12 protein-coding genes are annotated in these 12,557 nt (G+C 71.4%); 7 read left to right on the forward strand and 5 right to left on the reverse strand.

Annotated features, from left to right (window positions below):
- Positions 1–61 precede the first annotated feature (61 nt).
- A complete protein-coding gene (locus OG452_RS19220) occupies positions 62–1,474 on the forward strand; it encodes a M1 family metallopeptidase (protein ID WP_327296806.1) in 1,413 nt (470 codons plus the stop codon).
- Between the two features lie 172 nt (positions 1,475–1,646).
- On the opposite strand, the gene OG452_RS19225 is transcribed toward OG452_RS19220, so the two are convergent.
- Positions 1,647–2,222, reverse strand: coding sequence for a TerD family protein (locus OG452_RS19225; RefSeq protein ID WP_266855589.1), 576 nt, complete (start codon positions 2,220–2,222; stop codon positions 1,647–1,649).
- 224 nt (positions 2,223–2,446) lie between these two features.
- Between OG452_RS19225 and arfB the strand changes: the two genes are divergently transcribed.
- Positions 2,447–2,875, forward strand: coding sequence for an alternative ribosome rescue aminoacyl-tRNA hydrolase ArfB (gene arfB, locus OG452_RS19230; RefSeq protein WP_327296807.1), 429 nt, complete (start codon positions 2,447–2,449; stop codon positions 2,873–2,875).
- A 109-nt stretch (positions 2,876–2,984) separates the two neighbouring features.
- Here the strand turns inward: arfB and OG452_RS19235 are convergent, their stop codons facing one another.
- A complete protein-coding gene (locus OG452_RS19235; RefSeq protein ID WP_442810050.1) occupies positions 2,985–3,575 on the reverse strand; it encodes a flavin reductase family protein in 591 nt (196 codons plus the stop codon).
- Positions 3,576–3,819: 244 nt separating this feature from the next.
- Here OG452_RS19235 and cdgB point away from each other — a divergent pair, with 244 nt between their 5' ends.
- Positions 3,820–5,505, forward strand: a complete 1,686-nt coding sequence (gene cdgB, locus OG452_RS19240; RefSeq protein ID WP_327296809.1) for a diguanylate cyclase CdgB — start codon at positions 3,820–3,822, stop codon at positions 5,503–5,505.
- Positions 5,506–5,615: 110 nt separating this feature from the next.
- Entirely contained in the window at positions 5,616–6,599 is a 984-nt protein-coding gene (locus OG452_RS19245; RefSeq protein ID WP_327296810.1) for a carbohydrate-binding protein, read from the forward strand.
- A gap of 47 nt (positions 6,600–6,646) precedes the next feature.
- Here OG452_RS19245 and OG452_RS19250 read toward each other — a convergent pair whose 3' ends face one another.
- From OG452_RS19250 to OG452_RS19260, 3 genes are all read right to left on the reverse strand, one after another.
- Positions 6,647–7,570: a 1-phosphofructokinase family hexose kinase gene (locus tag OG452_RS19250; RefSeq protein WP_327299694.1), complete on the reverse strand. Its 924-nt coding sequence runs from the start codon at positions 7,568–7,570 to the stop codon at positions 6,647–6,649.
- Positions 7,571–7,648: 78 nt separating this feature from the next.
- A complete protein-coding gene (gene nagA / locus OG452_RS19255; protein ID WP_327296811.1) occupies positions 7,649–8,803 on the reverse strand; it encodes an N-acetylglucosamine-6-phosphate deacetylase in 1,155 nt (384 codons plus the stop codon).
- Positions 8,803–9,696: an ROK family protein gene (locus tag OG452_RS19260; RefSeq protein ID WP_442810161.1), complete on the reverse strand. Its 894-nt coding sequence runs from the start codon at positions 9,694–9,696 to the stop codon at positions 8,803–8,805. Before OG452_RS19260 ends, nagA begins: the two co-directional genes overlap by 1 nt.
- A 397-nt stretch (positions 9,697–10,093) precedes the next feature.
- On the opposite strand from OG452_RS19260, the gene OG452_RS19265 reads away from it, so the two are divergent.
- The 3 genes from OG452_RS19265 (at position 10,094) to otsB (ending at position 12,547) form a co-directional block, all read left to right on the forward strand.
- Positions 10,094–11,311, forward strand: coding sequence for an ABC transporter substrate-binding protein (locus OG452_RS19265; RefSeq protein ID WP_442810162.1), 1,218 nt, complete (start codon positions 10,094–10,096; stop codon positions 11,309–11,311).
- 74 nt (positions 11,312–11,385) lie between these two features.
- Complete coding sequence (locus OG452_RS19270; RefSeq protein WP_327296814.1) at positions 11,386–11,634, forward strand: DUF3263 domain-containing protein; 249 nt, start codon at positions 11,386–11,388, stop codon at positions 11,632–11,634.
- Positions 11,635–11,695: 61 nt separating this feature from the next.
- Positions 11,696–12,547: a trehalose-phosphatase gene (gene otsB, locus OG452_RS19275; RefSeq protein ID WP_327296815.1), complete on the forward strand. Its 852-nt coding sequence runs from the start codon at positions 11,696–11,698 to the stop codon at positions 12,545–12,547.
- Positions 12,548–12,557 lie beyond the last annotated feature (10 nt).

A 12,557-nucleotide genomic window follows, 5' to 3' on the forward strand; every position in this document is an offset into this window, starting at 1 on the left:
GGTGTCACCGGTGTGGTGTCCCGGGCGGGCCCCCGGCCTGGCTCGCTCATAGGATCGGGACGTGGACCAGCGCCGACGCCGTACAGCCGTACCCGCAACGGTCGGGGCCGCCCTGCTGCTCATCGCGGGGTGCGGCGGCGTGCAGGGGCAGCCTGGCGGCGACCGGCTGCACCATCCCGACCCGTACTTCCCCCGGCTCGGCAATGGCGGCTACGACGTCCGCCACTACAGCCTGACCCTCGCGTACGACCCGGACTCCGGCCGGCTCACGGGCACCGCCGACATCACCGCCCGCGCTACCGAGGGCCTGTCGGCGTTCAATCTGGACTTCACGGGGATGACCGTGCGGGGCGCGACCGTCGACGGCCGTTACGCCTCCGCCCACCGCGCAGGCACCGAACTGACCATCCGGCCGCACCACGACCTCGTGCGGGGCGCCACCTTCCGTACCGTCGTCCGCTACGCGGGTATGCCGAAGAAGATCACCGACCCGGACGCGTCCGAGGAGGGCTGGCTGCCGGACGACATGGACGGCGCGCTCGCCCTCGGGGAGCCGACCGGCTCGATGGCGTGGTTCCCCGGGAACGACCACCCGTCCGACAAGGCGACGTACGACATCGCGGTGACCGTTCCGGCCGGGCTCCAGGCCGTCTCCAACGGCCGGCTGACCTCGCAGCGGACCAGCGGGGGCCGCACCACCTTCCATTGGCACACCGGCCGGCCGATGGCGAGCTATCTCGCGATGCTGGCCGTCGGCCACTACAAGACCCACTCCTTCACGGCGCCGTCCGGGCTGCCGGTCTTCACGGCTGTCGCACCGTCGGAGGTGAAGAGCAGCGCTTCCGTGGTGGCCAGGATCCCCGAGATCATCGCCTGGGAGAGCAAGCAGTTCGGTCCGTACCCCTTCGACTCGGCGGGCGCGGTCATCGCCCCCGTCGGGGCCGCGGGCTACTCGCTGGAGACGCAGACCAGGCCGGTGCTCCCCGGCGACCAGGCGAGCCTCTCGACGGTGGTCCACGAGCTGTCCCACCAGTGGTTCGGCGACTCGGTGACCCCCGAGTCCTGGCGCGACATGTGGCTGAACGAGGGGTTCGCGACGTACGCGACCTGGCTGTGGGACGCGGACCACGACGGCGAGAGCATCCAGGACCACTTCAACGACGCCTACGACTCCGAGGGCAACTGGGAGTTCCCGCCGGCCGACCCGCCGGGCCCGAAGGAGATCTCGGCCTCACCGGTGTACGGGCGGGGGGCCATGGTGCTCCAGATGATCCGCAGGACGGTCGGCGACGACGCGTTCTTCGCCCTGGTGCGGGGCTGGGTGAAGGACCACCGGTACTCCAACGCCGCCACGGCGGACTTCACGCGGTACGCGGAGAAGAAGACCGGCAAGGACCTGGGCGTGGTCTGGAAGGACTGGCTGTACGGCAAGGGGGAGGGGAAGGAGAAGCCGGGGAACCCGTACAAGTCGTAGGCGGCGGCGGGGCGGCGGGTTGGTGCAGGCGGGGCGCGGTGCGGTCGGTGTGCTGCGGTGCGGTGCGGTCCGGGCGTGTGCCGGGCATCTCTGTGTGCACGGCGCGGGCCGCCCCGATGCACCGGGGTGGCCCGCCACCGCTCCGCTCCGCGGGCCGGTCCGGCCCCGGGCGTCAGACCGTGACGCCGAAGTCCTGGGCGATGCCGACCAGGCCCGATGCGTAACCCTGGCCGACCGCGCGGAACTTCCACTCCGCGCCGTTGCGGTAGAGCTCGCCGAAGACCATGGCGGTCTCGGTGGCGGCGTCCTCGCTCAGGTCGTAGCGGGCGATCTCGGCCTCGCCCGCCTGGTTGATGATGCGGATGAAGGCGTTCCGCACCTGGCCGAAGTTCTGCGAGCGGTTCTCCGCGTCGTAGATCGAGACCGGGAAGACGATCTTCTCGATGTCGGCGGGCAGACCGGCCAGGTTGACCTTGATCTGCTCGTCGTCGCCCTCGCCCTGGCCAGTGACGTTGTCACCGGTGTGCACGATGGTCTGGTCCGGCGTCGCCTTGTTGTTGAAGAAGACGAAGTGCCCGTCGGAGTAGACCTTGCCCTCGGTGTTCACCGCGATGGCCGAGGCGTCGAGGTCGAAGTCGGTGCCGGTGGTCGTGCGGACGTCCCAGCCGAGGCCCACCGTGACGGCGGTCAGGCCCGGGGCCTCCTTGGTGAGGGAGACGTTGCCGCCCTTGGACAGGCTTACAGCCATGGGGATGTCCCTTTCCGTTCTGTACGCGGGCCTCGTGTGGTCACGACGCTACCGTTACCCGCCATAACGTCCGCAGGGGACCGAGAGGTTCCAACTCTCCTCGCCCTCTTTACTTTCTTTACCCCGGGTCTTGTCCGGGGCCTTTACCCGGCGCGCGGTCATCCGTGGCGGACCCGCCTCGAAAAACGGGTGACGCGCCGGTCGGGACCAGCGACCATGGACACATGTCCGGTCCCTACGTCGTCCGTGGTGCGGTCTCCCTGCCGGAGGCCGAACTCATGTGGCGCTTCTCGCGCTCGTCAGGACCCGGTGGCCAGCACGTCAACACCAGTGACACGCAGGTGGAGCTCCGCTTCGACCTCGCGAACACGGAGGCGCTGCCACCGGTCTGGAAGGAGCGCGCCCTGGAGCGGCTGGCCGCACGGCTGGTCGGCGGGGTGGTCACCGTACGGGCGTCGGAGCACCGGTCGCAGTGGCGCAACCGGGAGATGGCGGCGGTGCGGCTCGCTTCGCTGCTCGCGGAGGCCACGGCGCCGCCGCCGAAGCCCCGGCGGGCCACGAAGATCCCCCGCGGGATCAACGAGCGGCGGCTGCGGAACAAGAAGCAGCGCAGCGACACCAAGCGGGGCCGCACCGGACGCGGCTGGGACTGACCGCGGCCGGCCCGGCCTTCGGGCCCTCGGCCCGGTCGCCCGGCCCACAGCCCCCACCACAGCCGCAGCCCACACGAGAGCCCCCACCCCGCAGCCCACACGCCAGCCCTCAGCCCAGCTGCCGGTACCGCCCCCTGAAGTACGCCAGCGGGCTGCCCTCCGTGTTCGGCAGATCCGCCGTCAGGACGCGGCCGATCACCAGGGTGTGGTCCCCCGCCTCCACCCGCTGCTCCGTCACGCACTCCAGCGTCGCCAGCGCACCCCCGACCAGCGGGGCCCCCGACGCCTCGCCGCGCGTGAACTGGATGTCGGCGAACAGCAGGTCGTCGCTGATGCGGCCCTTCATCGCGAACCGGCCGGCGATCTGGCGCTGACTCTCCGCCAGGAGCGAGGCGGCCCAGTGCGGCTGCTCCGCCAGCAGGTCGTCCATCCGGGAACCGTTCCGTACGCTCACCATCGCCAGCGGCGGATCCAGCGACACCGACATGAACGCGGTCGCCGTCATCCCGACATCGGCGCCCCGCGGGCCGCCGTCCGCGTCATGGGCCGTCACCAGCACCACGCCTGCGGTCAGCCGGGACATGGCGGCGCGGAAGTCGTCGTTGCTCACCCCCTCAGGATGGGGGATGGGCTCGGGGCGCGGGGTGGGGATCGTCTGGAACACATCAAGAACGCTAGCTTCGGCCCGGTACGCCCGCATCGGGCCACAGGACCAGACGAGTCCCCTGGACGTCCTAGGACCGGTACACCGAACGGCACGACTGCCCCGTTACTTCTCATTCAACCCTTCGTACCCTGTTGTGACTTGAGTCACGACGGGCATAAATTGTTGACCCTGCGTACCTGACGGGCAGCTCGCTGTGATTCAGTGGCGGAGACACTGCACCAAGAGCGCCGGTAAAAGAACCCTGGAGTTGCTGCCGAGGTCTCGGGGAGAGCGAACGATGGAGAGCGAGTCGGAGCCGTACGTCCGCCTTGCGACCCTGCGCCAGTTGCACCAAGCCGTGGCCAATCTCAATCAGGCCCGCAGCCTGGCGGACACCCTGCAGACCGTGGCGGACGGCATCGTCGCCGGTCTCGGCTATGAACTGGCCTGCGTCAATCTGGTACGCCCGGACGGCGACCTCATGGTCGCGGCCCTCGCGGGGGACGACTCCGCCGCCGTCCTGATGACCGGCCGGGTCGGCTCCCGCACGGCCTGGGAGCGCAGGCTCTCGATGGGCGTCGGCTGGGGCGACCTCAGGTTCATCCCGCACACCGAGGGCTGGGTCCTCGACGACGACGACGTGCCGCAGGTGCACAACGACGGCCCCGAGCCGCGCTTCGAGGACGAGTGGCACCCCTCCGACCGGCTCTTCGCGCCGATGTACGCGACCGACGCGTCCGGCGGTGAGCTGATCGGCGTCATATCCGTCGACCGCCCGCGCAACGGCAGGCACCCCGGCGCCTGGGGCCAGGAAGCGCTCCAGATGTACGCGTTCCAGGCCGCCATCGCGATCACCAACGCCCGGCTGCGCGCCAACATGCAGCGCGCCCTGGTCCGCCTGGAGCGCGAGCAGCAGGCCCTGCGCGCCAGCGAGGAGTCCTTCCGGCAGGCCTTCGAGTACGCGCCGAGCGGGATGGCCATCGCCGAGATGGGCGGCGACCAGCACGGCCGGCTGCTCCGTACCAATGACGCGCTCTGCCGGCTGCTCGGGCGGCCCGCTTCCGCGATGCGGCGCTACTCCTTCGCCGACCTGGTGCACCCCGAGGACGTCGGCACCCTGCTCAGGACCTCCGCCGAGGGCGGCCGCGCCGAGCTGCGGCTGCGGCGCCGTGACACCTCGTACGTCTGGGTCTCACTCCGTAACTCCGTCGTGGCCGACACCACCGACGGCCCCCGTTTCCTGCTCACCCACGTCGAGGACGTCGAGGAGCGCAAGCGCCACGAGATCGCGCTCGCGCACCGTGCCTCGCACGACTCGCTGACCGGGCTGCCCAACAGCGCGGAGCTGCGCGCCCGTCTCAGCTCCCGGCTCTGCGACTGGCCCGACGCGGTGGGCGAGACGGCCATCGAGGCGCTCGACGCGGCGTACGAGCAGGGCCCGGCAGGGACGGGCCGGCGCCACGCGACCAACCCGCTCGCCTTCGGGGGCGGACCGGGGGGCGGCCTCTACGAGCACGTCCACACGGCCGCCCCGTCGGGCGAGACGGGCGACGGAGCCGGGCCGGGCGCGGAGGCCGACGACGGCACGAAGGGTCTCGCGGTGCTCTTCTGCGACCTCGACGGCTTCAAGTCGATCAACGACCGCTTCGGCCACCACACCGGGGACGCGGTCCTCATCGAGGTGGCGCGCAGGCTCACGTCGGGCGTGCGCGACGGCGACACGGTCGCCCGGCTCGGCGGCGACGAGTTCGTCGTCCTGGCGGACGGCCTCGGCTCGGCGGACGCCGCCGACCTGGCCGTACGGCTGCGCAACGCGATCATTCCGCCGATCCGGGTGGACGGCAGGGCGGTCCGCGTCGGGGCCAGTTTCGGGATCGGCTGGGCAAGCTGCGGCATGACCGTCGAAGAGGTGCTGCGCTCGGCCGATCAGCGGATGTACGTGGAGAAACGCTCCAGGTCGAAGCTGCACAGGCGGGCGGGGTAGGCGGTACCGCCGGGGCCCCCGGGACGGGCCGGTGCTATGCGCACTGGCCGGACTGTTCATCCGTACGGGGTAGGCTCGCCCGGGTCAGCGATGTGTGAGGAGTGCAAGGGATGACGGCCGGCAATAACGGCACGAGCACGCCCGAGGACGACGATCCGTTCGGCTATCTGTATGAGGACGGCCGGGCAGCAGGAGCCGTTCCCCCGCCCGGCGGCGGCGGATACGGCTACCCGGGTCCGACGTCCGGCGGGCAGCCCGGGGTGCCCCGGACGTCGTACAACCATGTGCGGACGGTCGGCGAGCGCCAGTACGGGCAGCAGGCACCTCAGCAGCAGTACGGTCAGCCGCCCCAGCAGTACGGCCAGCAGCAGGCGTACGGCCAGCCGACCGCGCAGTACGCGGCACCGGAGACGTACCCCGGCGGCCCTCCCGTCCAGCAGCCCCCGCGGCCGGGCAACGGCGGCGGTGGCCCGAACCACAAGGGCCTGCTGATCGGAGCGGTCGCGGTGGTCGCGGTCGTCGTCATCGGCATCGGTGTGGCGCTGGCGACCAGTGGCAACGACTCGAAGAACCAGAACGCCACTTCGGACAACGCGGGCGGCGGCCGGACCGCGGCTGAGACGGTCAAGCCCAGCCAGGCCCCGTCATCGACGCCCGCCAAGGCCCCCCTTCCGAAGCAGGACGCGGCGACGCTCCAGCTCGGCGGAGCGGCGACGACGGCCACGGACGTGCCGGGCGCCAAGGGCGCGGGCGGTTCGTACGTCGTGCTCAACCAGCCCGGCGACTCGGCGACCTGGACGGTCGACGCGCCCCACGCGGGTACGTACAAGCTGTCCATCAACTACGGCGTGCCGGGCAAGGACGCCAAGACCTCGCTCACGGTGAACGACGCCCCGAAGCCCGCGTCGATCAGCATGAAGAACTACGCCAACGCCCCGGACGGTGACGCCTCGAAGGGGTGGACCAACACCTGGAACCTGGTGAACCTCAAGAAGGGCTCCAACACGATCAAGATCTCCTGCGAGACCGGTGATCAGTGCGGGGTCAATCTGGACCAGGTCTTCCTGAAGAACCAGGGTGACAAGTCCTCCTGAGATCCTGACGGACCCGCCACCAGCAGCGGCACCCACCCGCCCCGCCGCTACGACGGTGTGTGCTCATTGACGAGGACCTGCGGAAGCAGGTCCTCGTACGCTTCCCGGTCGAATTCGCCCGCCGCGGGCGCCAGCACCGTGGCCGCCGAGAGCGCCACCGCCCTCGCCAGCCGTTCCGGCCACGGAAGTTCTTCCACCAGGCCCGAGAGCAGTCCGGCCACCGCCGAGTCGCCCGCGCCCGTCGGGTTGCCCTGGAAGCGGACCGGGGGCAGGGCCTGCCAGCTGCCATCCGGGGTCGCGGCCAGCATTCCTTCCGCGCCCAGTGACGCGACCACCGTGTGCGCGCCGCGGCGGCGGGCGTCGCGGGTGGCGCGCAGCGGTTCGCGGGAGCCGGTCAGCTGGGCCAGTTCGTCGGCGTTCGGCTTGACCAGGTCGGGGCGGGCGGCGATGCCACGGCGCAGCGGTTCGCCGCTGGTGTCCAGGAGGACCGGGACGCCCGCGCCACGGGCCTGCTTCACCAGCTGGGCGTACGCGCCGACCGGGACGCCCGGCGGCAGGCTGCCGCAGAGGGCCACCGCTTCGGCGTCGGCCAGCAGCTTCCCGTACGCGGTGAGGAAGGCGTCCCACTCGTCGGCCGAGACGGTCGGGCCCGGCTCGTTCAGCTGGGTCGTGTCGCCCGACGCGGCGTCGACCACGGCGATCGTGCGCCGGGTGGTCCCGGCGACCGGGACGAGCGCGTCGGTGGGCGGCAGCCCGGCGAGCAGTTCGCGGAGCACCTCGCCGGTCGACCCGCCGGCGAAGCCGGTGACGACGGTCTCATGGCCGAGTGCCGCGAGCACCCGGGCCACGTTCAGGCCCTTGCCGCCCGCGCGCTCGTTGACCGATTCGACTCGGTGACTGGCGTGCGGGATCAGCTCGGGGACGTGGTAGGTGATGTCCAGGGCGGTGTTCAGGGTGACGGTCAGCAGCACTTGATTGATCATGCCAAACAGAGAGCGGCACGCCCAGCCCTGGACCTGCCGCTTCTCGTCAGTTCTGCGTGATTCTGCTCAGTTCAGCTTCGGCTCGATCACCCAGGCGCCCTTGCGCATCACACCGGCCAGCTCGAAGTCCGCGTCCAGGACGACCAGATCCGCGTCCTTGCCGGGCTCCAGCGAGCCGATCCGGTCGTACAGGCCGAGCAGCCGCGCCGGGTTGGCCGAGATGGACCGTACGACGTCGTCCACCGGCAGTTCGTCGACGGTCACCGCGCGCCGGAAGGCCGTGTCCAGGGTGAGGGTGGAGCCCGCGATCGAGCCGCCTTCGGCCAGCCGGGCGACGCCTTCCTTGACCTCGACCTCCAGCGGGCCGAGCCGGTAGACGCCGTCGCCGTATCCGGCGGCGTCCATCGCGTCGGTGATGAAGGCGACGCGCGCGGAGCCCGCCGAGCGGTACGCCAGCTCCAGCGAGGCCGGGTGCAGATGCGTGCCGTCGTTGATCAGCTCGACGGTGACTCGCTCGTCCTCCAGGAGGGCGGCGATGGGGCCGGGGTCGCGGTGGCCGAACGGCGGCATCGCGTTGAAGAGGTGGGTGGCGACGCTCGCGCCCGCCTCGATGGCCTCGACGGTCTGCTCGTAGGTGGCGTCGGTGTGGCCGACGGCCGCGATGACGCCGTTCTCGGCGAGGAGGCGTACGGAGTCGATGCCGCCCTTCATCTCGGTGGCCAGGGTGAACATCTTCGCCGTACCGCGCGCCGCGTCCATCAGCTTGCGGACGTCCGACGGGTCGGGGTCGCGCAGCAGCGACTCGCTGTGCGCGCCCTTGCGGCACGGGGAGATGAACGGGCCCTCGAAGTGAAGGCCGGCCAGGTCGCCCTGCTCGACCAGTTCGGAGAGGACCGCGGCCCGCCTGGCGAGGAAGTCCATCTCGCCGGTGACGGTGGACGCGACCATCGTCGTCGTGCCGTGCCGCCGGTGGGTGCCGATGCCCTTGAGCACCTCCTCGGGGGTGCCGGAGGTGAAGGACGCCCCGCCGCCGCCGTGCACATGCATGTCGACGAACCCGGGGACCACCCAGTGTCCGGCGAGGTCGAGGACCGCCGCGCCCTCGGGAGCGCTCCCGGCGATGCGCGAGCCCTCCACGATGACCCGGCCGCCCTCGACGGTCCCGGTGGGCAGCACCACGTGGGCTCCGGCGAGGACTGTGCTTGCTTCGCTTCCGGCCATCAGGCGGATACCTCCGTGGAGAGTAGATCCCAGGCGAGCAGCCCTGCGCCCAGGCATCCAGCGGTGTCCCCGAGGGCCGCTGGGACGATGTGGGGCAGCTTCTGGAACGTCACGCGTTCCGCCACCGCTGCCTTGAGTGGTACGAACAAGGTTTCCCCGGCCTCGGCGAGGCCGCCACCGATGATCAGCGTGCGCGGGTCGAGCAGGGTGAGCGCGGTGACCAGGCCGTCGGCGAGCGCGTCCACCGCGTTCTGCCAGACGGCGACGGCCCTCGGGTCGCCGGACTCGACGGCCTTGGCGCAGTCGGCCGCGTCGGCCTCCGGGTCGCCGGACGCCTCGGCCCAGGCCAGCGAAACGGCGGAGGCGGATGCGTACCGCTCCAGGCAGCCGCGCTGTCCGCAGCCGCAGTCGACGCCGCCGGGCCGTACGACGATGTGGCCGATCTCCCCGGCGTAACCGTGGGCGCCCGCCTCTATGGACCCCTCGATGCCGATGGCGCCCGCGATACCGGTGCCGAGCGGCATGAAGAGGAAGCGGTCGGCGCCCTTGCCCGCCCCGATCCGGCCCTCGGCGAGCCCGCCGGTGCGGACGTCGTGGCCCAGCGCCACCGGGACGCCGTGCAGCCGGGCGCTGAGCAGTTTCCGCATCGGGACGTCGCGCCAGCCGAGGTTGGAGGCGTAGACGGCGACGCCGTTCTCGGCGTCGACGATGCCGGGGACGGCTACGCCCGCGGCTGACGCGGTCCGGCCGAAGTGCTCCTCGCCGTACGCGCGCAGCTCGGCGGCGAAGTCGATGATCGACGCGACGACGGCCTCGGGGCCGCGCTCCCGGCCGGTGGCCCTGCGCTCCTCGTGGAGCAGCGCGCCGTCCGCTCCGACCAGGGCGGCTTTCATGCCGGTGCCGCCCACGTCGAGGGCGATGACGTGGTTTTCGGCCGGGAGACCGGGGGTGGTTCCCCGGGAGAATGCAGTCACCCGGACAGTGTGGCTCGGATAACCGAGAAAGGTCTAGTCCACTCTGTTGGGTTGTTGCGCATCCATACAAAGTCAGGGCAAAGATCCGGGCAAGAACCGGCGCGACGCCGCCCTGTGGCGCCTGATGCCCCCGTGACGCGTGTTGCCGAAGCGAGACCGCATTGCTGTGGACCAGTAGGTGGCCGTCATGGAAAATCGCAGCCACGTGCGACGGTACGGCACGGGGGACCGGCTGAAACATAGTGCAACAAGAGGGTGGGAAAAGGCTGTGCAGCGGCGCTTCTTGGGGCTTACTGCGGCGATAGCCGCGCTCGGTATGACGGCGGTGCTCTCCGGTTGCGGATCGGACACCGGATCGGGGGACGTCACCCTCAAGGTCGTCGCCGCCAACTACGACCCGAACGACGGTCCCAGCAACCAGCAGTACTGGGACAAGCTCGCCGCCGCCTTCGAGGCGAAGAACCCGCACATCAAGGTCGACGTCTCCGTCTACTCGTGGAAGGTCATCGACGCGAAGGTCGCCGAGATGGTCAAGTCGGGCCACGCCCCCGACATCGCCCAGATGGGCTCGTACGCCGACTACGCGCACCAGGGCAAGCTGTACAGCGCGGACGACCTGCTCTCCATCGAGGTGCAGGCCAACTTCCTCAGCTCGCTCTCCGACGCGGGCGAGCAGGACCGGGTGCAGTACGGGATGCCGTTCGTCGCCTCGACCCGGCTGCTCTTCTACAACGAGAAGCTGTTCTCGGAGGCCGGCCTCAAGGCGCCGAAGACCTGGGCCGACCTCAAGTCGGACGCCGAGGTGCTCAAGGCGCGGGGCGTGAAGTACCCGTACGCCCTTCCGCTGGGCACCGAGGAGGCCCAGGTCGAGGCGGTGCAGTGGCTGCTGAGCGGCGACGGCGGCCTCACCGACGGCGTCGGTACGTACACGATCGACTCGGTCCAGAACGTCAAGACCTTCGACTGGCTGAAGAACGACCTGGTCGGCGCCAAGCTGACCGGACCCGTCGCGCCCGCCGATTTCGACCGAAGGCAGGCGTACGCGGCCTTCACCCAGGGCCAGGTCGGCATGCTCAACGGCCATCCGCAGCTGGCGCAGCAGGCCGCCAAGAAGGGCATCAAGGTCGGCATGGTCCCGATGCCGGGCATCAGTGGTCCGACCAAGGCGGACATGGGCGTGGCCGACTGGATCATGGGTTTCAAGCAGAACGGCCACCGCGCCCAGATCGGGGCGTTCCTGGACGATGTCTTCAGCGACAAGAACGTCCTGGACCTCACCCGCCAGTACAACCTGCTGCCAACCACCACATCGGCGTCCGGCACGCTCGCCGACGATCCGCGCCACAAGTCCCTCAGGACCTTCCTGAACGAGCTGCCCAACTCGCAGCTGCCGCCGGTCGGCAAGACGTCCTGGGCGGAGGTGAGCGACGACATGAAGAAGGAGATAGGCAAGGCCGTGGCGCCGGGCGGCAACCCGGCGAGCGTCCTCAACCAGATCCAGAGCGAGGCGGCGGCGGCGCAGAACGCGGAGTAGCGGAGCAGCCGGTCCGGTCCCGGTCCCGGTACTGGACTGGCCCGGTCGGCGGGCTCCCCAGTACGTTGGCTCATATGACTGGCGACGACGCGCACGGCCCCGCGCTCCCCGAGCGCGACCGCGCCGTGCTCGCGCTGGAGCGCCGCTCCTGGCCGGGCACCGGCGCCAAGGAACGGGCCATCAGGGAGCAGCTCGGCATCTCACCGGTCCGCTACTACCAGCTCCTCAACGCCCTGCTGGACGACCAGGCGGCGCTGGAGCACGACCCGGTGACGGTCAACCGCCTGCGCCGGGTCCGGGCAGCCCGCCGCGAGCGCCGCTGACCGGCTGATCCGAGGGGAAGGCGCCTGGGCCGGGGGCCGGTAACCCCGCTAGGGTCGCCCCATGGGCAGCTCACCGAACATCCTGCCGACCCCCGCCACCGCCGCCGGCCGTGACGGCCTCGCCGCCTTGCTGGCCGGGCCCCGGAAGGCCGTCGTGGCCCTCGACTTCGACGGCACGCTCGCCGACATCGTCCCCGACCCGGAACAGGCCCGCGCCCACCCGGACGCCGTGCCCGCCCTCGTCGCGCTCGCACCGGAGGTCGCCTCCGTCGCGGTCGTCACCGGGCGCCCGGCCGAGGTGGCCGTGCGGTACGGGGGATTCGCCGGCGTCCCCGGTCTGGAGCACCTGGTCGTGCTCGGCCACTACGGCGCGGAGCGCTGGGACGCCGCCACCGGTACGGTGGACGCCCCCGCCCCGCACCCCGGCGTCGCGGCCGCCCGCGCCGAACTCCCCGGACTGCTGGACGCGGAGGGCGCCGGACGCGGCACCTGGATCGAGGAGAAGGGCGGCCGGGCGGTGGCGGTCCACACCCGCCGCGCCGCCGACCCCGAAGCCGCCTTCGAGGCCCTGCGCGCCCCGCTGGCCGGGCTCGCCGCGCGGCATGGCCTGATCGTGGAGCCCGGCCGGATGGTCCTTGAGCTGCGCCCGCCGGGCGTCGACAAGGGCGTGGCGCTGACCGCGTACGTACGCGAGACGGACGCCGCGGCCGTCCTCTACGCCGGGGACGACCTCGGGGACCTGACCGCCTACGACGCCGTCGACGAGCTCCGCGCACAGGGCGTGTTCGGCCTCCTGGTGTGCAGCGGCGGCGACGAGGTGCCCGAACTGGCCGCGCGGGCCGACCTGGTGGTGCCGGGACCGGGCGCGGTGGCCGGCCTGCTCGCGGCCATCGCCCACGCCATCACGTCGTGACCGCAGGCTC

This window comes from Streptomyces sp. NBC_01197 (assembly GCF_036010505.1).
In the GTDB taxonomy this organism is placed as follows: domain Bacteria; phylum Actinomycetota; class Actinomycetes; order Streptomycetales; family Streptomycetaceae; genus Streptomyces.

Bases quoted from the DNA above. Each gene is read 5' to 3' on its own strand.
- OG452_RS19225 (WP_266855589.1), bottom strand. From the start codon at position 2,222: ATGGCTGTAAGCCTGTCCAAGGGCGGCAACGTCTCCCTCACCAAGGAG.
- arfB (WP_327296807.1), top strand. From the start codon at position 2,447: ATGTCCGGTCCCTACGTCGTCCGTGGTGCGGTCTCCCTGCCGGAGGCC.
- OG452_RS19235 (WP_442810050.1), bottom strand. From the start codon at position 3,575: ATGCGGGCGTACCGGGCCGAAGCTAGCGTTCTTGATGTGTTCCAGACG.
- cdgB (WP_327296809.1), top strand. From the start codon at position 3,820: ATGGAGAGCGAGTCGGAGCCGTACGTCCGCCTTGCGACCCTGCGCCAG.
- OG452_RS19245 (WP_327296810.1), top strand. From the start codon at position 5,616: ATGACGGCCGGCAATAACGGCACGAGCACGCCCGAGGACGACGATCCG.
- nagA (WP_327296811.1), bottom strand. From the start codon at position 8,803: ATGGCCGGAAGCGAAGCAAGCACAGTCCTCGCCGGAGCCCACGTGGTG.
- OG452_RS19260 (WP_442810161.1), bottom strand. From the start codon at position 9,696: ATGAAAGCCGCCCTGGTCGGAGCGGACGGCGCGCTGCTCCACGAGGAG.
- OG452_RS19265 (WP_442810162.1), top strand. From the start codon at position 10,094: ATGACGGCGGTGCTCTCCGGTTGCGGATCGGACACCGGATCGGGGGAC.
- OG452_RS19270 (WP_327296814.1), top strand. From the start codon at position 11,386: ATGACTGGCGACGACGCGCACGGCCCCGCGCTCCCCGAGCGCGACCGC.
- otsB (WP_327296815.1), top strand. From the start codon at position 11,696: ATGGGCAGCTCACCGAACATCCTGCCGACCCCCGCCACCGCCGCCGGC.